This window comes from Mesorhizobium sp. M0088, from assembly GCF_040322895.1.
Classification (GTDB): domain Bacteria; phylum Pseudomonadota; class Alphaproteobacteria; order Rhizobiales; family Rhizobiaceae; genus Mesorhizobium.
On sequence record NZ_JAMYUI010000004.1, the window covers coordinates 142,022 to 161,684 of the forward strand.

The window sequence follows — 19,663 nt, forward strand, 5'->3', positions numbered from 1 at the left end:
CATGGGAAAACTGGACGGTAAGGTTGCGGTTATTACGGGTGGCGCCACCGGCATCGGCCGCGCCGCAGCGAAGCGCTTCATCGAGGAGGGCGCCTTCGTCTTCATCTTCGGCCGCCGGCAGGACGCGCTAGACGCCGCTGTGGCCGAACTCGGGCCCAATGCCCGCGCGGTGAAGGGCTCGGTCTCGGATGAGGCCGACCTCGATCGGCTCTATGCGGCGGTGAAGGCCGAGCGCGGAACCCTCGACATCATCTTCGCCAACGCCGGGGTGGGAAGCCTGCTTCCGCTCGGCAAGCTCACCGCCGAGCACATTGACGAAACCTTCAACACCAATGTGAAGGGTACGATTTTCACGGTCCAGAAGGCGCTACCGCTGATGGGCGAGGGCGGTTCGATTATCCTGACCGGATCGAGCGCCGGCACCACGGGCGCGCCCGCATTCAGCGTCTATAGCGCGAGCAAGGCGGCCGTGCGCAACCTCGCGCGGACCTGGGCGGAAGACTTGAAAGGCACCGGCATCCGGGTAAACGTGCTGTCGCCCGGGCCGACGGCGACCGAACTCGCGAAGGCAGCGATAGGCGAGGAGGGCTTGAAGGCCTTCGCCTCGATGAATCCGCTTCAGCGGATGGCCGATCCAGCGGAGATCGGGGCGGCGGCTGCGTTTCTCGCGTCGCCCGACAGCAGCTTCATGACCGCCAGCGAGGTCGCCGTCGACGGGGGCTTGGCGCAAATCTGACCCGCTACGCCCCGCCGTTCATCCATTCGATATCCCGAGCCCGCAGGGCCTGGTAAACTGAAGGAGAATATACATGAGCTATGCAATTATCGGCTTCGGCAAGATCGGCCAGGCTCTTGCCAAGGCGTTTGCCCGCAACGGCATCGAAGTGTCCGTGGCAACCACGCGCGACCCGGAAAGCTTTGCATCAGCCGCGGCCGCGATCGGACCCACGATCATCCCGAAAACGCTGGCGGACGCGGTCAAGGCGGACATCATCTTTTTGGCTGTCCGCTTCGAATCGCACCCAGATGTCGCGAAGGCGCTGTCAAGCTGGGAAGGCAAGACGATCATCGACGCGACGAACGTGTTTCCAGTCCCCGAAGAACTGGACGGTCTGCCGTCCTCGGCCTTCGTCGCAAAGGCGTTCACCGGCGCCAAGCTCGTCAAAGGCTTCAATCACCTGATTGCGGCCACCCTGGCTGCCGATCCGATCGTCGAGGGCGGCCACCGGGTCGTCTTTCTGTCTGGTGACGACGAGGACGCGATCGCTCCCGTGGCGGCCTTGGCCAAACAACTCGGGTTCGCACCGGTCAAGCTGGGGAAGCTCAACGAGGGCGGCGCACTGGTGCACGCACGCGGCCGCACTTGGGGCCAGCTGATCTTCCAGGATCTGTTCAAGAAGGAGCAATAACGGATTTACCGTGCGCTGTCAGAGTGGCCGGTGTTCGACGCCGGCCACATCGTCAGCCGAGCGCGCAAAGTGACGCGCTTGAAAGCGGCTTACATCTGCCTGGGATCCTTCGGCCGGCAGGTGCCTGCCACCCACGAATCGTAGTTGCAATAGCTGATGTCCCAGCCGGCATCGCGTCTTTTGGAAGCTACCTCACGACCGCCCGCGCGGAGGGGTCCGAAGCCACCCCAACTGCCATCCGAGCCCTTGTAATTTCCCATGACGCGATAATTGCAGTTGTTTACGACGAAGTTGCCGTCCATCGACACGCATGCCGATGCGACAGTGGAAAGACTGAAGAAGGCCGTGCCGGCGACTGTGACGGCGAGAGAGGCTTTGCGCATAGTGGTCTCCTAACTGGCTGGGCGAACCAACCATTACGAGATCTTGGGCCGGGCCTCTTCCCCCATTTGGGCTAAACCGGCTGGCAAATTCACAGCGGCATGGCTGCGCTTGCGGACAGAAAGCCATGTGCGGAGATGCCGAATGGGTCTGCCCATCGCCGAAGCCTACGGCCTCCGCGAAGGCCAGAGTGTCCCGGCTCGGGCGGCTTTGTCCTGTTGGCTGCGCGATATGCGGCAGGCGGCTAGCAGCCCAGGAGATGTCAGGTTTTTGGACTAAATGGCGGAGAGGGAGGGATTCGAACCCCCGATGGGCTTGCACCCATGCCGCATTTCGAGTGCGGTGCATTCGACCACTCTGCCACCTCTCCGCGGTCATGGTCGGCCGTTGCCGGCGCGGCGCACTAGATAACGGCTGAACGGGCAGGTTACAAGGCCAATCCGTCAGTTATTTGGCTTGCTTGGCAAGCGGCGGATTCACGGGCTGGTGGGTACAGCGAGGCCCGAGGCAGATTGCCGACCAGTCACCCATCCTCAGCCCAGGCGGGGGCAACGCCGTGGGCATGTCGGCACAGCCGGTCCGTGCCCGCCAATGACGGTCTCGAAACGGCGCGGCTGGTTTGCCTTGACTCGCCCCCAACCTTCGGTTAGGGACAGCGCGCAATCGGCGTGGAGGGTTCTTCCGCGCCGCTTGTTTTTTGAACCCGCAGACTGACAAAAAGACGGCTGAACTGCCTCAGGCGGTTCATCAAGGCCGACCGAACAGCGAAAGGCAAAAAATGTTCGCAGTCATTAAAACGGGTGGCAAGCAGTATCGCGTTGCCGCCAACGATCTCCTGAAGATCGAAAAAGTCGAAGCCAATGTCGGCGATATGGTCGAGATCGGCCACGTCCTTGCACATGGCGAAGGCGAGAATGTCACGTTCGGCGCGCCGTTCGTCGATGGCGCGGTGGTCACCGCCGAAGTCGTCGAGCAGGGCAAGAACCGCACCGTCATCGCCTTCAAGAAGCGCCGCCGGCAGAATTCGCGCCGCAAGATCGGCCATCGTCAGCTTTTGACCACCGTGCGGATCTCCGAGATCCTGCTGGGTGGCGCCAAGCCGACGAAGACGGCATCGGTCAAGGCGCCGAAGAAGGTGAAGGCCGAGGCCGCCACCGAGGTGCAGGCGGAAGCTGCGCCGAAGAAGGAGCCCAAGGCCAAGGCAGCCGAGACAAAGGCAGCCGAGACCGCGGCAGCGCCGCTGTTCAAGGCGCCGAAGGGTGAGCCGGACGATCTGACCGTGATCAAGGGCATCGGCCCGGTCGCAGCCAAGGATCTCAACGAGCAGGGCATCATCACCTTCGCGCAGCTCGCCAAGCTGACCGACAAGGATGTCGCCAAGATCGACGAGCACATGTCCTTCAGCGCCGACCAGATCAAGGACTGGCGGGAGCAGGCCAAGGAATTGGCTGCGAAGTAATTTTCTGGCGACCTGGTCGCCGGATCGGACTTGAAACGGAACGCGAACGCGTTCATAAGGCCTTTTAGGCGCCTTACGGCGCAACGGAGTTAGTTAGATGGCACACAAGAAAGCTGGCGGCTCGTCGCGCAACGGTCGCGACTCGCATTCCAAGCGTCTGGGCGTGAAGAAGTTCGGCGGCGAAGCCGTCATCCCGGGCAACATCATCATTCGTCAACGCGGCACCACGTGGCATCCCGGCGTCAATGTCGGCATGGGCACGGACCATACGCTTTTTGCGCTCGAGACCGGCGCCGTGACGTTCAACAAAAAAGCCAACGGCCGAACCTACGTATCGGTCAACCCGATTGCCAAAGCCGCGGAGTAGCCGGTTCCGCACTAGAACACCGGCGCCCATCTCGGGAACCGGTGTCTGGCAAAGCCAGGAAAAGGATCAGGGGAGATGGGTTTCCATCTCCCCTTTTTCTTGTGCCTGGAGGACTTTCAAATGGTTGCCGAAGCGGAAGACTCAGAAGACGAAAGTTACGCGATAGATTGTCCGGTGCTGGTAACCGAGCGACTGGTGATGCGGGCGCCTCACGAAGGCGATATCGCGCAACTGGTCGAACTTGCCGACAACCGCCATGTCGCCGAAATGCTGGCCCGCATGCCGCACCCTTATGGCGAGGCCGAGGCGCGCTCTTTCCTGGCCATGACCAAGTCGCGCCGGGCCGGCATCGCTTATGCCCTGACGCTGGCCGGCACCGACACCTTCGTCGGCTGCGCCGGTCTCAACACCACCGATCGCGGGCTGGAGCTCGGTTACTGGATCGGCGAGCCGTACTGGAAGAAGGGCTATGCGACCGAGGCGGCGCACGCGCTGGTCGATCTCGCCTTCCAGAGGACGTCGATCCAGGTTCTGCATGCCTCGACGCGGGTCATCAATCCGGCCTCGCGCCGCGTCATCCACAAATGCGGCTTCCAATATGCCGGCCAGGGCATGCTGAATTCGATCGTCGCCGGCCAGGTTCCTGTCGAGCGCTACCGGCTCGATCGCAAGACCTGGACGAGCCTGCGGAACTGGGTCCACTTTTGATGTGTGCCGATATTCAGGTGAGGCCGGCCTGCGAATGGCGGCTTCCTGTGCTTCCGGTGCTCGCGTACGAAAAGTACGCTCCGCTCCGGTTCTCGGAAGCCACTATTCTCGGCTCGGCCTGACCTGAATCTCGACACACATCGGGTACGGCGCGAAACCAATGGGAGGCAAACCTGGATCAGCCCAGTTCGACCCAGACCGGCAGGTGGTCCGAGCCGACGGCCTTTCGGTCGACCCACAGGCGCTGCAGGGATTTGGCGAGCGACGCGCTGGTGAAGATGTAGTCGATGCGCTTGTGGCGGCTGGGATCGGTGGGTTGCTTGGGATCGACCCAGCTGATGAGATCGTCGCCGGTAACATTGAGGCGCACAGCGGCGTCGACGGCAAAGTCGGCGGTCAGCGGCATGCCGAATTCATGATCCGGCCGGCCGGCGAGTTCGACATATTCGGGCGAGCCGGCCAGCATGTTGAAATCGCCCATGCCGACAAAGGCTTCGGGATGCGGCAGTTCCGGCAGGCCGATCTCGGCGACGCCGGACAGTGCACCGCCTTCGAGCGCATAGTTCAGCATGCGTTGGCGCAGGAACTGGATCTGGCTGGCGCGTTCGAGGGGGCTGCGGTGATCGAGATGGATGGAATAGAAGCGGATGAAACCAAGCGGCGTCTCGATCAGCGCTTCCAGCGCGCCGCGCTGGAAGTTCATCATCTCGAAGCTGCGGCTGCGCGGCAAAAGCAGGTTGCGCGACAGATGAATGGGGGTCTTGGACAGCACCATGTTGCCGAGCTGGAAGGTTTTCGTGACGGCACGGCCGTTGTCGATGTGCGAACCGATATTGGCCTCGAAATTGCTCCCATAGACGGCGAAATAGTCGGGCAGCGCCTCGCCGATCTCGGCGACCATGTCGCGGCCGCCATTCCGGGGATTGTTGCGGGTCACCTCTTGCAAAGCGATCACGTCGGCGCCGCGCACGGCATCAGCGATGCGCCCGACATCGTATTGCCCGTCGAGGCCGATGCCGTACTGGATGTTGTAGGTTACAAGCTTCATTCCGGCATCTCTCCGGCCGATTCCGCGCGGCCATTGTCACAAAACGGCCTCGCCCTTCGCCGCGCCTTGGTTTAGAGCAAGGGCCAAGGTTTAGAGCAATGCCGCAAAGCCACTAGTAGAAACTGTACAATCCCATGAAATTTCTCGATCAAGCCAAGGTCTACATCCGCTCCGGTGACGGTGGCGCCGGTTCTGTGTCGTTCCGGCGCGAAAAATTCATCGAGTTCGGCGGGCCGGATGGCGGTGATGGCGGCCGTGGCGGCGATGTCTGGCTGGAGGCGGTCGACGGGCTGAACACGCTGATAGACTACCGCTACCAGCAGCATTTCAAGGCCAAGACCGGCGTCCACGGCATGGGCCGCAACATGACCGGCGCCAAGGGCGCCGATGTCACGCTGAAAGTGCCGGCGGGAACGCAGGTGTTCGAAGAAGACAACGAGACGCTGATCTGCGATCTGACCGTGGTCGGTCAGCGCTTTCTGCTGGCCAAGGGCGGAAATGGCGGTTTCGGCAACCAGCATTTCAAGACCTCGACCAACCAGGCGCCGCGCCGCGCCAATCCCGGCCTGCCGGGGCAGGAGCTCAACATCTGGCTGCGGCTGAAGCTGATCGCCGATGCCGGGCTGGTCGGGCTGCCCAATGCCGGCAAGTCGACATTCCTGGCGGCGGTCACCGCAGCCAAGCCGAAGATCGCCGACTATCCGTTCACGACGCTGCATCCCGGCCTCGGCGTTGCCCGCATCGACGCGCGCGAATTCGTCATCGCCGATATTCCGGGCCTCATCGAAGGCGCGCATGAGGGTGTCGGCATCGGGGACCGCTTCCTTGGCCATGTCGAGCGCACGCGTGTGCTGTTGCATCTGGTTTCGGCGCAGGAGGAAAATCCGGGCAAGGCCTACAAGACCGTGCGCGCGGAGCTCGAGGCCTATGGCAACGGCCTGACCGACAAGGTCGAGATTGTGGCACTGTCCCAGGTCGACACGCTCGACGCCGATGCGCGCAAGAAAAAAGTCGCCTCGCTGAAGCGTGCCGCCGGCCGCGCACCGATGCTGTTGTCGGCCGTCACCGGCGAAGGCGTCGAGGCGGTGCTGCGGGCGCTGATGTCGGTGGTGGCCGAGGCGCGTGCGCAGATCGCTGCTCCGGTCGAGACGCGCTGGGAAAAGTAGGACGATGCAGTCGCTGGGAAAATATCGGCGCATCACCGTCAAGATCGGCTCGGCGTTGCTCGTCGACCGCGCGACAGGCCTGAAGCGCGACTGGCTGGCCTCGCTCGCCGACGACATTGCGGCGCTGGCCAAGGGCGGCGCTGAAATCCTCGTCGTCTCGTCCGGCGCCATCGCGCTTGGCCGCACGATCCTTGGTCTCGGCAAGCGCGCCTTGAAGCTCGAAGAGAGCCAGGCCGCGGCAGCCGTCGGGCAGATCGCATTGGCCGGCGCGTGGTCGGATGCTCTCGGCAAGGGCAGCCTGAAATCGGGCCAGATCCTGCTGACGCTCGGCGACACCGAGGAGCGCCGCCGCTATCTCAATGCGCGGGCAACGATCTCGACGCTGCTCAAGATGAAGGCGGTGCCGGTCATCAACGAAAACGACACGGTGGCGACGTCCGAAATCCGCTATGGCGACAATGACCGGCTGGCGGCTCGCGTCGCCACCATGATGGGCGCCGACCTCCTGGTACTGCTCTCCGACATCGATGGCCTCTATACGGCGCCGCCGGCGCGTGACCCCCAAGCTAAATTCATTCCGGTGGTCGACCGCATCACGCCCGATATCGAGGCGATGGCGGGTGCGGCCGCTTCCGAGCTGTCGCGCGGCGGCATGCGCACGAAGCTCGATGCCGGCAAGATCGCCACCGCCGCCGGCACCGCGATGATCATCACCTCAGGCACGCGGTTGTCGCCGCTGATGGCGATCGAACGCGGCGAGCGCGCTACTTTCTTTCGGCCGAGCAGCAACCCGGTCAAGGGCTACAAGACCTGGATCGCCGGCCAGCTCGAACCGGCCGGCCGGCTTACGGTCGATGCCGGCGCCATCGGTGCGCTGCTGTCGGGCAAGTCGTTGCTGCCGGCCGGCGTCAAGCTGGTCAGCGGCAATTTCTCGCGCGGCGACACGGTGGCGATCCTGTCGCCCGAGGGCCGCGAGATCGCGCGCGGGCTGGTTGCCTACGATGCGGCCGATGCCGTAAGGATCGCGGGCCTGAAGACGACCGAGATCGAAACCGTGCTCGGCTACGAGGCGCGTTCGGCGATGATCCACCGCGACGACCTTGTGGTGAGCCATTCGGGTGACCAAGTACGGGCCGGCGACCAAGTACTGGCCAGTGACCAGGTAACCAGCGGAGGATGAGCCATGCTGAAGCTGCATGAAAAATCCGGGGATGACACCGTAGCAACGATGGCCGATATCGGCCGTCGTGCCCGCGCTGCCGCCCGACCGCTGGCCATTGCCACGACCGCCGCCAAGAACGCCGCACTCCTCGCCATGGCAGAGGCGATCGTCGCTCGGGAGCAGGACATTCTCGACGCCAACGCCATCGATGTCTCGAACGGCCAGGAATCCGGGCTTTCCGCCTCCTTCATGGACCGGCTGAAGCTCGATCCGGCGCGCGTTCGCGCCATGGCCGACGGCATCCGGGAAATCGCCGCGCTACGGGATCCGGTTGGCGATGTGATGGCGCAATGGGACCGGCCGAACGGCCTGCATATCGAGCGCGTGCGCACGCCGCTCGGCGTCGTCGGCGTCATCTATGAGAGCCGCCCGAACGTCACCGCCGATGCCGGTGCGCTGTGCCTCAAGGCCGGCAATCCGGTGATCCTGCGTGGCGGCTCGGATTCGCTCAATTCGTCGGCCGCCATCCATGCCTGTCTGGTCGAAGGGCTGAAGGAAGCCGGCCTGCCGGAAGACGCCATCCAGCTGGTGCCGACCACCGATCGCGCCGCCGTTGGCGAGATGCTGAAGGGCCTCGGCGGCACGCTGGATGTCATCATCCCGCGCGGCGGCAAAAGCCTCGTCGGGCGCGTGCAGGCTGAGGCACGGGTGCCGGTTTTCGCGCATCTCGAAGGCATCTGCCATCTCTACATCGACCGCTCGGCCGATCTCGACATGGCGGTGCGGATAGCCGTCAACGCCAAGATGCGGCGCACCGGCGTCTGCGGTGCCGCCGAGACGCTGCTGGTCGACCAGGCGGTCGCCTCCACCCATCTGGTGCCGATCCTCGACGCACTGCGCGCGGCGGGTTGCGAAATCCATGCCGATGCCGACGTGCTGAAAGTGTTTTTCGATGCCAAGCCGGCGATCGATGCCGACTGGGTGACCGAATATCTCGACGCCATCATCGCGGTGAAGCTGGTCGACGGCGTTGCCGGTGCCATTGAGCATATCGAGACGTTTTCCTCGCATCACACCGAGGCGATCGTCGCCGAGGACGCGCAAGCCGTCGAAAGATTCTTCAACGAGATCGATTCGGCGATCCTGCTGCACAACGCATCGACGCAGTTCGCCGATGGCGGTGAGTTCGGCATGGGCGCCGAGATCGGCATAGCCACCGGCAAGATGCATGCGCGCGGACCGGTCGGCGTCGAGCAACTGACCTCATTCAAATACCGCGTGCGCGGGTCGGGACAGGTGAGGCCTTGAATCTTTTCGTTGTCAGAGCCTGAGGCAATGCTGGCATCTTCCGAACCGGCGGTACCCTCCCGTTACCTGAAGATGCCGCATGCCGAGAAAGGCCTCGCCGTCGGCCTGTTCGGCGGCTCGTTCAATCCGCCGCATGCCGGCCATGCGCTGGTCGCCGAGATCGCGCTCAGACGCCTGGCGCTCGACCAATTGTGGTGGATGGTCACGCCGGGCAATCCGCTGAAGAACACCAGGGAACTGGCGCCGCTCGGCGAACGGCTGCAGCTGTCGGAGCAGATCGCCAAGAACCCGAAGATCAAGGTCACCGCGTTCGAAGCCGCCCATCACGTCCGCTACACCGCCGACACGCTGGCGCTGGTCAAGGCGCGCAATCCCGGGGTCGACTACGTCTGGATTATGGGGGCGGATAGTTTGCGCGATTTCCACCGCTGGCAGCGCTGGCGCGAGATCGTCATGACCTTCCCGATCGCCGTCATCGACCGCCCGGGCGCGACGCTGTCGTTCCTGTCCTCCGTCGTCGCCAAGACCTTCGACTATGCCCGCATCGACGAGGGCGATGCGCCGCGGCTTGCCCGCATGAAAGCACCGGCCTGGACCTTTATCCACGGCCCGCGCTCGTCGCTGTCATCAAGTGCGATCCGCAAGCTGGCGAAGGGGTGAGCCCGACCGCCCGCCCATGTCGCTTTTATCGCTCCCTTTGCCCGTTTCATGGGCAATCCTGAGCTGGCATGTCGATTCCCAGGAAAACCCGTAGCGAAGCCGAGCAGGGCGCCGAGCCCACACCGCTGATCGCGATTGCCAGCGTCATCGTGTCGATGGCACTGATAGCCGTCGGCAACGGGCTGATGTTTGCCTATATCCCGGTTCGGCTCGGCGCCGAGGGTTTCGATCCGACCTGGGCCGGGCTGATCATCACCGGACTTTCGGCCGGCGGGCTGGCGGGCTGCATCCTGACCGGACCGCTGGTGCGAAGGGTCGGCCATGCCCGTGCCTTCATGGTGTTGTCGGCGCTGATCGCACTCGCCAACGCCGCCGTCGGCGCCGGGGTCCATCCGCTGCTGTGGATAGCCGCCCGCGCGCTCTACGGCTTTGCCATCTGCGGCCTGTTCATCGTCGCGCAGAGCTGGCTCAACGATGCCGTTGCCAACGCCATCCGCGGCCGGGTGATGGCTTTCTTTTACGTTGCCTATGTCGCCGGGCTCGGCGTCGGCTACGCGACGCTGGCGCTGGTCGATATCAGGACAGCGGATGCGCCGCTGATCGGCATCGCCTTCACGGCGCTATCGATCCTTCCCGTCGGGATGACCCGACTTGCCCAGCCGCCGGCACCGCAGGCGGCCTCGGTGGCGCTGCGCCGTGCCTGGCGGGTTTCACCGGTCGGCGTCGCCGGCATGCTTGCGGTTGGCGGCCTGTCGATGTCGATTGCGGGCTTCGCACCGATCCACGCCACGGCCAAGGGCTACAGCCAGGCCGATGTGGCGCTGCTGCTTTCGGCGATGCCTCTCGGCACTCTGATCCTGCAGATCCCGCTTGGCTGGATTTCCGACCGAACCGACCGCCGCTATGTGCTGATCGCCGCATCCGCGCTCGCCATGGTTGCCGGCCTGTTTGCGCTCGGGTTCGATGGCGGCGCGTTGGCCGCGTTGGTTGTGATCTATATCGTGTGGGACGGCGCCTCGGAATCGATCTATTCGCTGGCCAGCGCACATGCCGCCGACCGCGCCGGCAAGGACGACATGGTGGCGCTGTCCAGTTCGCTTCTGTTTGCCTGGTCGCTGTCGGGTTTCGTCGTGCCCGGCATTGTGACGGCGCTGTCGGCCGTCTTCGGCACGCAGGCTTTCATCTATGTGGCTGTTCTCATCGCCGCAGCCTTCTGCCTGTTCGTGCTTTTGCGCGTGTTCACGACGCGTGCGGTCCCGGTCGGTGAAACCGGCAGTTTCGCACCGATGACGGCGCAGGCGCCTTTGCCGGTCGAACTTGCCTTCGCACCGGACGATGAGGGCCGGCACTGAGCCAACCGATTATTGCCGGCGGGCTTCGGGTTGGGGCGCTTCCGGCGGCGGCAGCGGGATCGATATGCCTTCGCTATCGAATTCCTGTTTGGCGCGCTTGGTGAGATCGGTCTGGGTGGCGAAGAAGTCCGCCGACGATGTCCAATAGCGCAAGGCAATCGAAACAGTGCTGTCACCCAATGTCGAGACGAAAGCGATCGGCGCCGGCTCACGTTTCACTCGCCGTTCGGCCGCGGCAGTGGCAAGCAAGGTTTTCTGCGCCCTGTCGATGTCGTTCCAGGAGCCGATGGAGAGTGTGATGTCGCTGCGGCGTACGCCGTTGCGCGAGAAGTTGCGCACCGGCTGGTTCCACAACGTCGAGTTGGGCGCCAGGATGTAGACGCCGTCGGCGGTCCTGAGCTTGGTCGCGAACAGACCGATTTCCTCGATCGTGCCGGCGATCGAACCAACCTCGACGGATTCGCCGATGCGGAACGGCCGCAGCGCCAGAAGCATGATGCCGGCGGCGATGTTCTGCAGCGTGCCCTGCAACGCCAGACCGATGGCGAGGCCAATGGCACCGATCGCGGCAATGATCGAGGCCGTCTGCACGCCGAACTGGCCGAGCACCATGATGGTGACGAGGATCAGGATGGCGTAGCGGACGATCTTGGAGAAGAAATGCCGCAACGTCGCATCGAAACCATGGATATGGCCGAGACCGGCGAAGATCGAACGTTCGGCAAGACCGGCGACGATGTAGCCGACAATCAAGAGGATGACGGCACCGATGGCCGAGAAGGAGTACGAAACAATCAGCGTGCTCAGTTGGGCGAGGCCAGCCTGGACGCTGAGAAAGGCGTTTTGCGGGTCGATCGGCATGGGGGGAATCCGGTTGGTCGGTGAGCCGATAACCCATGCGGGCGGTGAGGGTTCCGATCTTTTCCGGCGTGCAGCGGAACCACAAGAGCGACAATACGTTCGTGCGAGGCAGGGTCCCGTCTTGAAACTGTCAGGGAACTCTGCCTATCTAAGTGGTGTCACCTGCTTCAAGGGGTGATTTGGTTGTTCTTGCTGCGAAAGGAAATACACTGAGAACAGCACTGCGGAAGAAGGCCGATATCATGCCTTCGCCGGCCAGGATCAGCGTAGACGACGCCGTGTCCCGCGCCATCAAGACAGTCCTTGCCAGTCTGGAAGACTCCAAGGCCGAAAACATTGTCTCCATCGACATCCAGGGGAAATCGAGCCTCGGCGACTACATGGTCGTCGCTTCGGGCCGATCGCACCGTCATGTCGCGGCTGTCGCCGATCATCTTCTCAAAGCGATCAAGGATGCCGGTCTCGGCACCGCGCGCGTTGAGGGGCTGTCCGGCGCCGACTGGGTCCTGATCGATTCTGGCGACATCATCGTCCATGTCTTCCGCCCCGAAGTCCGCGAATTCTACAATCTCGAAAAGATGTGGCAGGCGCCGGACCTCGAGGAAGAAACGCTCCACTAAGTCGTTCGCGCGGCTTACAAGGCGAGGATGAAGATATCAGTTCATGCCGTGGGCCGGATGAAAGCCGGCCCCGAAAAGCTGCTTGCCGACCGCTATTTCGAGCGCTTCGCCAAGAGCGGCCCGGCCGTGGGGCTTGAATTTGGCGGCATTGCCGAGATTGCCGAGGGGCGCAGCCAGACCGCCAACGAGCGCCGGCGTGAGGAAGGCCAGAAACTGCAGACGCAGTTGCAGCCCGGCACCGCTTTGATCCTGCTGGACGAACGCGGCAAAAGCTTTTCCTCGGAAGATTTCGCCGGGCGCCTCGGCCTGTTGCGTGACGGTGGCCGCAAGGCGCTGGTCATCGCCATCGGCGGCGCCGACGGTCACGACCAGTCGCTGCGCGACCAGGCCGAACTGGTGATGTCGTTCGGATTGTTGACATGGCCGCATCAGCTGGTGCGCGTGATGCTGGGAGAGCAGCTTTATCGGGCGGCCACCATCCTTTCGGGACATCCTTATCATCGCTCGTAAACCGGTGAATTGGTGCAGTACACCCGGATTTCCGCCCCAATGCCGAGGCAAGATTGCATCGAGTGGGCGGTTTCGAACATGGTTGATTGTTCGTTAACGAAGCCACGCATAGAGTCGGGCTTCAATGTCTGAAGACAGAAAATCAAGAACGGGCTCCTGGCGCGCGCGCTGCGGCATCGCGGTGGCGGTGCTTGTGCTGTCGCTGCATGCGGGGCGGGCGGAAAACACGCTCGACATGGCTCCCGATCCGGATCAGAGCCGGGCCGAATATGAACGGGTCTCGAAGGAGATCACGCTGTCGTCGGAACGATTGGCCAAACTCTCCGCCGATATCGCGACGATCAAGAAGGATCACGCCTCGATCACCGCCGCATTGATCCAGTCGGCGATGACCGAGCAGAAGCTCGGCCAGGACATCGAGGACATCGGCGCCCGGCTGGAAGGACTGAAGGGCCAGGAACAGAAGATCCGCGCCTCGCTGATGGCGCGGCGCGACGTTCTGGCCGAAGTGCTGGGCGCGCTGCAGCGCATGGGCCTCAACCCGCCGCCGGCGATCCTGGTCAAGCCCGAGGACGCGCTGTCGTCGGTGCGCAGCGCCATCCTGCTCGGCGCGGTGGTGCCGGAACTGCGCCAGCAGACCGATAGCCTGCTTGCCGATCTCAAGGAACAGACCAGGATCACGGCGTCGATCGAGGCCGAACGGGCGCGGCTGACGGCGGCGGTCGGCGACCAGACGGCGGAAAAGAAGCGGCTCGGCATGCTGCTGGAGGCCAAGCAGAAGCTCGAAGCCGACACGCAGACGCAAATGGCCGCCGAAAAGCAGCGATCCGAAGCGCTGGCGGCCAAGGCCGGCAGCCTGAAGGAGTTGATCGCGTCGCTCGAAGCGCAGGCCGACAAGAGCCGCAAGGCTGCCGATGCTGCCAAGGCCGCCGAGCAGAAGACGGCAAGCGGCGACAACACATCGGCGCCGGCGGAACTGGCGTCGCTGCCCGTTCCGGAAAGCAACCAACTTGCCGCCGCGGTGCCCTTTTCGGCCCTTCAGGGACAGATCGCGCTGCCGGTGACCGGCCGTATCAAGCGGCGATTCGGCGCCGATGACGGTAACGGCGCGGTGATGCTTGGCGACATGGTTGCGACACAATCGGGAGCCATCGTTACCGCGCCGGCGGATGGAAATGTGCTTTATGCGGGGCCGTTTCGCTCTTATGGTCAACTCTTGATCCTGAACGCAGGCGACGGCTATCATGTCGTTTTGGCGGGGATGAGCAGAATCAGCGTCGCGACCGGTCAATCAGTGCTTGCAGGAGAGCCGATCGGTGCGATGGGAGAGGCCCGGGTGGCGAGCACCTCGGTTTCGAAGAATGGAAATGCCACGCCGGAACTCTATGTCGAGTTCCGCAAGGATGGAAAACCCGTCGATCCGGCCCCATGGTGGGCGGACCGTTTTTCTGGAAGGACGTGAATAATGCGGAAACTGTCGCTTCTGTTTGCCGGTGCGCTGATGGGCGCGTCCGCCATGAGCCTGGTCTATGGCGCGCCCGGCTCGGCGGCGAACGCTGCAGGGTCGGAGACCTACAAGCAACTGGCGATCTTCGGCGATATCTTCGAGCGGGTGCGGGCACAGTATGTGACACCGCCCGACGACAAGTCGCTGGTCGAGAATGCCATCAACGGCATGCTGGCCTCGCTTGACCCGCACTCCTCCTACATGAATGCCGAGCAGGCGCAGGATATGCGCGTCCAGACCAAGGGCGAGTTCGGCGGCCTCGGCATCGAGGTCACCATGGAGAACGATCTGGTCAAGGTGATCACGCCGATCGACGACACGCCGGCCGCCAAGGCAGGCGTGCTGGCCGGCGACTACATCGCCAAGATCGACGGCGAAGAGGTTCGCGGCCTGACCCTCAACGATGCGGTCGACAAGATGCGCGGCCTGGTCAACACGCCGATCAAGCTGACCATCCTGCGCCAGGGCGCCGACAAGCCGATCGAACTGACGGTCGTGCGCGACATCATCAAGGTCAAGGCGGTCAAGTTCCGGGTGGAGAACGACATCGGCTACATGAAGATCACCTCCTTCACCGAAAAGACCTATGACGACCTCGAGAACGCCATCGACACCATCAAGAAGCAGATTCCCGACGACAAGCTGAAGGGCTACGTTCTGGATCTCCGCCTCAATCCAGGTGGCCTGCTCGACCAGGCGGTGAGCGTGTCCGATGCCTTCCTCAACCGCGGCGAGATCGTCTCGACGCGCGGCCGCGACCCCAAGGACGTCACCCGCTTCGACGCCAAGCCCAAGCAGGTCGACGACATCAACGGCAAGCCGATGATCGTCCTGGTCAATGGCGGTTCGGCCAGTGCGTCGGAAATCGTCGCCGGCGCGCTGCAGGACCTGCGCCGTGTCACGGTGGTCGGCACGCAGTCCTTCGGCAAGGGTTCGGTGCAGACCATCATTCCGCTCGGCGAGAATGGTGCGCTGCGGCTGACGACGGCGCTCTATTACACGCCGTCCGGCAAGTCGATCCAGGGCAAGGGCATCACGCCGGACATCAAGGTCGAACAGCCACTGCCGCCGGAACTGCAGGGCAGGGATCTGACACGTGGCGAATCCGATCTCAAGGGCCATATCAAGGGCGCCGACGAGAGCACGACGGGTTCGGGCTCGGCGGCCTATGTGCCGCCGGATCCGAAAGACGATCTGCAGCTCATCTATGCCGAGCAGCTGCTGCGTGGCCAGAAGACCGATCCGTCCTTCCCGCCCAATCCGCAAAAGGCGGTTCTCAACCAGTAAGGATCTGGAGCGGCGCACGCGCCGCCCCATCTTTCTGTTTGAGCCAGATGGAAGCAATGCGATGCTGCCGGGACCGAAAGGTTCCGGCAGTTTGATTCGGGGAGCGAGGCAAAGCTCCCAAGACATGGCGCGGGGTGCGCCGGAATTGATGAATTCGCGCATGTCTTTTCGAAGCGGCTTCGTCTTCGGAGCCATGTGCCCGGGGATTAGGCTTGGCTGATATCGGCAAGGACATCGAACGCCCGCTCGGACAGGCAGTCCGGTCGCCGCGCGCCGCCGGCAAGATCAGCGGCGGTGCGATCATGGCGACAGTGGCCGTGCTGGCGGTGGCCGGCGTCTCCGGCGCGATCGCGCTCAGGGAAAAACCGTTTAGAAAGCCGCAAGAGGTTGCCGTTTCAACGCCGAAAGTGACCGCGGCGGCCGAGCCTGCCGCCGCGCCGCCTGCATTGGCCCCGGCGGCACCGAAGCCGGAGGCGCCGGTCAAATCAGGCGGGCCGCAGATTATCCATGTGCAGACGGAGGAGGGCGATGGGCCGCCCAAGGCAGCGATCGTCATTCGCGATCCGTCGACCATCGGTCAGAACCTGAAGATCGCGCATATTCCCGACAAGGCGCTGATCGAGACCAGCGAGACCGGACCGTTGCCGGTGCGCGCCACGGATGGCAGGCGGCCGTTCGACGTCTATGCGCGGCCCTGGTCGGGCGGGCGCGGCGCACGGGTGGCGATCGTCATCGGCGGGCTTTCGGTTTCGCAGACCGGCACCCAGGCGGCCATCGCCAAGCTGCCGGCGGAAGTGACGCTGGCTTTCGCGCCGCAAGGCAACAGCATCGGCCGGTGGATGCAGGCAGCCAGGCAGAGCGGCCACGAGATCGTCATGCAGGTGCCGCTCGAACCGTTCGATTATCCGAAGGTAAATCCGGGCCGCAACACGCTGACGGTGGCGGCGAGCGCGGATGAGAACCTGAAGAGCCTGCACTGGGCGCTGTCGCGGACGACCAATTATACCGGCGTCATGAACTATATGGGCGCCCGCTTTTCCGCCGATGCCGCGGCGATGGAGCCGTTCATCGCCGAGCTCGGCAAACGCGGCCTCGCCTATATCGATGACGGCTCGTCGGCGCGCAGCCTGGCGCCGGACCTGGCGCTGAAGGATGGCGTGCCCTTCGTCGCCGGCGACATGGCGATCGATGCCGTGCAGGATCGCGGCGAAATCCTGAAGAAGCTAGACAGCCTGGAGGCGACCGCGCGGGCCAAAGGCACTGCCGTCGGCATCGGTTCGGCCTTCGACTTGACGGTCGATACCGTGTCGTCCTGGGTGGTCGAGGCCAAGAAGCGCGGCATAGAGATCGTGCCGATTTCAGCGGTGGCTATAGATCCGCAAAAAGGCTAGCCATCGTAAGACGGCTGGAAAGACTGACTGATGCCAAAGACGAACAAGATCGACCGCGAAACGCTGCCTTACCGTCCATGTGTCGGGCTGATGATCCTCAATGCCGAGGGCCTTGTCTGGGTCGGGCACCGGATTGCCGAACCGGACAGCGAATTTGCCGGCACGACGCAGCTCTGGCAGATGCCGCAGGGCGGCATCGACGAGGGCGAGGAGCCATTGCAGGCGGCCGAGCGCGAGCTCTATGAGGAGACCGGCATGCGAGGCGTCTCGCTGCTGGCCGAGGCGCCGGACTGGATCAACTATGATTTGCCGGACCATCTCGTCGGCATCGCCTTCAAGGGCCGGTATCGCGGCCAGACGCAGAAATGGTTCGCCTTTCGCTTCCACGGCGATGTCAGCGAGATCCAGATCAACCCGCCGCCGGGTGGCCACACCGCAGAGTTCGACAAATGGGCATGGCGGCCTATGCAGGACCTTCCCGACCTGATCGTGCCGTTCAAGCGCCATGTCTATGAGGATGTGGTGACGGCATTCCGGCATCTGGTGCAATAGCCGCTATACAACAACCGCGGTTGCCGCGCCGGCCCAGCGGTCCTATTGATGTATCCACTAGCACGCGAAGGGTCGCCATGAACGACGCCCCCCAAAAATCGCCGCCAGAAGAGGTCACCGCCACAAGCGAAGTGGCGGCTGGGGCCATCCTCACCATCGATCTCGGTGCAATCCGTGAAAACTACCGGCGGCTGAAGGCGCGGTTGGGCGATGTTGCCTGCGCTGGTGTGCTCAAGGCGGACGGCTACGGCGTTGGCGCCGGCCAGGTCGCGGCGGCGCTGCTGCGCGACGGCTGCGATGTCTTCTTCGTTGCGCTTCTGGGCGAAGGCGTCGCCCTGCGCCGCTCGCTTGGTGCGGGCCCTGCCATTTTCGTGTTGAACGGCATTCCGTCCGGTGCCGAGACGGACGCCGTGGCAGCAAACCTTTGCGCTGTTATCAACAGCCCCGAGCAACTGGCGGCTTGGCGTGTGTCGGCTCGCCGCGCCGGCCGAAAACTGCCGGCCGCAATCCAGGTCGACAGCGGCATGTCGCGGCTCGGCATGGCGCCCCGGGATGTGGAGCGCGTTGCCGCCGATCCGCAGGCCTTCGACGGCATCGACATCCGGTTCGTGATGAGTCATCTGGCCTGCGCCGACGAGCCGGAACACCCGGCCAATGAGCGGCAGCGGCTGGCATTCGAGCAGCTGCGCAAGATGCTGCCGGCGGCACCGGCCTCGCTGACCAATTCCTCCGGCATCTTTCTTGGGGAGCGCTTTCACTACGATCTCGCCCGCCCCGGTGCCGCGCTCTACGGTATCAATCCGACGCCGGCAAAGCCCAATCCGATGCTGCCGGTGGTGCGGTTGCAGGCAAAGGTGGCACAGACGCGCAGCATCGAAAAAGGCGCCGGCGTCGGCTATGGCCACACCTATCAAGCGCAAGGCCCGCTCAGGCTGGCGACGATTTCGTTCGGCTACGCGGATGGCTGGCAGCGCCGGGCCGCGTCGGCTGCGTGGTTCGAGGGCACGCGCCTGCCTTTCCTCGGGCGGGTGTCGATGGATTCGATCATTCTCGACATTTCCGCCCTGCCGGCCGGCAGGTTGCGCGAGGGTGATCTCGTCGAACTGCTCGGTCCCTCGCAAAGTGTCGATGACGCTGCCGGCCATGCCGGCACCATCGGCTACGAGATCCTGACCAGCCTCGGCCCGCGCTTCCATAGGCGCTATGTCGGCAGTTGAGCGGTTTGGCCGCGCTTGACAAGCGGACGCCTGTCGGCAAGGCTCCTTGCATGAGCAACCCAGCTTATATCAGAACCTTGTTCAGGGTCTGCCCGATCGCGGGATCGTAGCCCCGGCGCGGTCGCCTTTTGGCGTTCGTCCGAACCGGGGCATTTCTACCTGACATCATCATTCCCGAGCCAGACAGCTTCGCGGCTGCCGGCTTTTCATCAAGCCACCGTTTGTGCGGGGGCAGGCGCGCGTCTGTTGGATGCGCCAAGTCATGAGGTTTGCCATGCAACATGCAACAGGATTGCGTCCACCGAGCCGGCTTCTGGTCAGCGATGCCGACCACCACCGGCTGACGGGCCTGGCGCGGGCGTCGCTCGACCGCGTGCCCGAGACGGCCGAAGAACTGCTTTCGGAGATGGACCGTGCCTTCGTGACGGCAGCGGCTTCCATGCCGGCCAACGTGGTGCGGATGGGTTCGACGGTGACAATCCGCAACGATGGCGGCCACACCCAGCGCATCACGCTGGTCTATCCCGGCGAAGCAGACATCAGTGAAAACAGGATCTCGGTGCTGACGCCGATGGGGACGGCGCTTATCGGCGCGTCGATCGGGCAGACAGTGTGCTGGAGCAGCCGTGGCGGCCGGGAACTGTCGGCGACCATCGAAGCGGTCGATGCGCCGGCCTGCGGGCGTGAAGGGTCCTGAT

Annotated in this window: 21 protein-coding genes and 1 tRNA gene; 18 read left to right on the forward strand and 4 right to left on the reverse strand. The window is 63.9% G+C overall.

All coding sequences use genetic code 11. The features are described 5' to 3' along the window. The first annotated feature begins 1 nt into the window (after position 1). Together NKJ67_RS06475 and NKJ67_RS06480 are read left to right on the forward strand one after the other, a co-directional pair. Positions 2-736, forward strand: coding sequence for an SDR family NAD(P)-dependent oxidoreductase (locus NKJ67_RS06475; RefSeq protein WP_127266895.1), 735 nt, complete (start codon positions 2-4; stop codon positions 734-736). Positions 737-809: 73 nt separating this feature from the next. Continuing rightward, positions 810-1,409, forward strand: a complete 600-nt coding sequence (locus NKJ67_RS06480) for an NADPH-dependent F420 reductase (protein WP_127328601.1) — start codon at positions 810-812, stop codon at positions 1,407-1,409. Between the two features lie 89 nt (positions 1,410-1,498). Here NKJ67_RS06480 and NKJ67_RS06485 read toward each other — a convergent pair whose 3' ends face one another. Then, a complete protein-coding gene (locus NKJ67_RS06485) occupies positions 1,499-1,792 on the reverse strand; it encodes a hypothetical protein (RefSeq protein ID WP_352580858.1) in 294 nt (97 codons plus the stop codon). 278 nt (positions 1,793-2,070) lie between these two features. Next, positions 2,071-2,160 (reverse strand) — tRNA-Ser (locus tag NKJ67_RS06490). A 408-nt stretch (positions 2,161-2,568) separates the two neighbouring features. Between NKJ67_RS06490 and NKJ67_RS06495 the strand changes: the two genes are divergently transcribed. The 3 genes from NKJ67_RS06495 to NKJ67_RS06505 all read left to right on the forward strand — a co-directional run bounded on the left by NKJ67_RS06495 (position 2,569) and on the right by NKJ67_RS06505 (position 4,324). Further along, positions 2,569-3,249, forward strand: coding sequence for a 50S ribosomal protein L21 (locus NKJ67_RS06495; protein WP_127317713.1), 681 nt, complete (start codon positions 2,569-2,571; stop codon positions 3,247-3,249). 97 nt (positions 3,250-3,346) lie between these two features. Next, positions 3,347-3,616, forward strand: coding sequence for a 50S ribosomal protein L27 (gene rpmA / locus NKJ67_RS06500; RefSeq protein WP_013529063.1), 270 nt, complete (start codon positions 3,347-3,349; stop codon positions 3,614-3,616). Positions 3,617-3,736: 120 nt separating this feature from the next. Beyond that, positions 3,737-4,324 carry a GNAT family N-acetyltransferase gene (locus NKJ67_RS06505; RefSeq protein WP_127264650.1) on the forward strand — a complete coding sequence of 196 codons (588 nt, stop codon included), beginning with the start codon at positions 3,737-3,739 and terminating at the stop codon, positions 4,322-4,324. A gap of 178 nt (positions 4,325-4,502) precedes the next feature. Here NKJ67_RS06505 and NKJ67_RS06510 read toward each other — a convergent pair whose 3' ends face one another. Further along, entirely contained in the window at positions 4,503-5,372 is an 870-nt protein-coding gene (locus NKJ67_RS06510; RefSeq protein ID WP_352580859.1) for an endonuclease/exonuclease/phosphatase family protein, read from the reverse strand. A gap of 134 nt (positions 5,373-5,506) precedes the next feature. Between NKJ67_RS06510 and obgE the strand changes: the two genes are divergently transcribed. From obgE to NKJ67_RS06535, 5 genes are all read left to right on the forward strand, one after another. Next, complete coding sequence (obgE, locus tag NKJ67_RS06515) at positions 5,507-6,538, forward strand: GTPase ObgE (RefSeq protein ID WP_127266818.1); 1,032 nt, start codon at positions 5,507-5,509, stop codon at positions 6,536-6,538. A gap of 4 nt (positions 6,539-6,542) precedes the next feature. Next, positions 6,543-7,718 (forward strand): glutamate 5-kinase, encoded by a 1,176-nt coding sequence (gene proB / locus NKJ67_RS06520; RefSeq protein ID WP_292334593.1) that lies wholly within the window; start codon positions 6,543-6,545, stop codon positions 7,716-7,718. A gap of 3 nt (positions 7,719-7,721) precedes the next feature. Next, complete coding sequence (locus NKJ67_RS06525; RefSeq protein WP_352580860.1) at positions 7,722-9,008, forward strand: glutamate-5-semialdehyde dehydrogenase; 1,287 nt, start codon at positions 7,722-7,724, stop codon at positions 9,006-9,008. A 72-nt stretch (positions 9,009-9,080) separates the two neighbouring features. After that, a complete protein-coding gene (locus NKJ67_RS06530) occupies positions 9,081-9,668 on the forward strand; it encodes a nicotinate-nucleotide adenylyltransferase (protein WP_127327663.1) in 588 nt (195 codons plus the stop codon). A gap of 68 nt (positions 9,669-9,736) precedes the next feature. After that, positions 9,737-11,020, forward strand: a complete 1,284-nt coding sequence (locus NKJ67_RS06535) for an MFS transporter (protein ID WP_256747308.1) — start codon at positions 9,737-9,739, stop codon at positions 11,018-11,020. A gap of 9 nt (positions 11,021-11,029) precedes the next feature. On the opposite strand, the gene NKJ67_RS06540 is transcribed toward NKJ67_RS06535, so the two are convergent. Further along, positions 11,030-11,881 carry a mechanosensitive ion channel family protein gene (locus NKJ67_RS06540; protein WP_127267095.1) on the reverse strand — a complete coding sequence of 284 codons (852 nt, stop codon included), beginning with the start codon at positions 11,879-11,881 and terminating at the stop codon, positions 11,030-11,032. 242 nt (positions 11,882-12,123) lie between these two features. Here NKJ67_RS06540 and rsfS point away from each other — a divergent pair, with 242 nt between their 5' ends. The 8 genes from rsfS to rnk all read left to right on the forward strand — a co-directional run bounded on the left by rsfS (position 12,124) and on the right by rnk (position 19,662). Next, on the forward strand, positions 12,124-12,501 hold the full coding sequence (gene rsfS, locus NKJ67_RS06545) for a ribosome silencing factor (protein WP_013529073.1): 378 nt from the start codon (positions 12,124-12,126) through the stop codon (positions 12,499-12,501). Positions 12,502-12,528: 27 nt separating this feature from the next. Continuing rightward, a complete protein-coding gene (gene rlmH, locus NKJ67_RS06550; protein ID WP_127267094.1) occupies positions 12,529-13,011 on the forward strand; it encodes a 23S rRNA (pseudouridine(1915)-N(3))-methyltransferase RlmH in 483 nt (160 codons plus the stop codon). Positions 13,012-13,135: 124 nt separating this feature from the next. Next, positions 13,136-14,473 (forward strand): murein hydrolase activator EnvC family protein, encoded by a 1,338-nt coding sequence (locus NKJ67_RS06555; RefSeq protein WP_127267093.1) that lies wholly within the window; start codon positions 13,136-13,138, stop codon positions 14,471-14,473. After that, entirely contained in the window at positions 14,474-15,805 is a 1,332-nt protein-coding gene (locus NKJ67_RS06560) for a S41 family peptidase (RefSeq protein WP_024502881.1), read from the forward strand. It abuts the gene before it with no gap. Between the two features lie 212 nt (positions 15,806-16,017). Then, positions 16,018-17,196, forward strand: coding sequence for a divergent polysaccharide deacetylase family protein (locus tag NKJ67_RS06565; RefSeq protein WP_127267092.1), 1,179 nt, complete (start codon positions 16,018-16,020; stop codon positions 17,194-17,196). A gap of 30 nt (positions 17,197-17,226) precedes the next feature. Further along, positions 17,227-17,748 (forward strand): RNA pyrophosphohydrolase, encoded by a 522-nt coding sequence (locus NKJ67_RS06570; RefSeq protein ID WP_127267091.1) that lies wholly within the window; start codon positions 17,227-17,229, stop codon positions 17,746-17,748. Positions 17,749-17,825: 77 nt separating this feature from the next. Next, the gene (gene alr, locus NKJ67_RS06575) at positions 17,826-18,965 is read left to right on the forward strand and encodes an alanine racemase (RefSeq protein WP_352580861.1); all 1,140 of its coding nucleotides are present in this window, start codon (positions 17,826-17,828) and stop codon (positions 18,963-18,965) included. Positions 18,966-19,239: 274 nt separating this feature from the next. After that, positions 19,240-19,662, forward strand: a complete 423-nt coding sequence (rnk, locus tag NKJ67_RS06580; protein WP_127267089.1) for a nucleoside diphosphate kinase regulator — start codon at positions 19,240-19,242, stop codon at positions 19,660-19,662. Position 19,663: the final 1 nt, after the last annotated feature.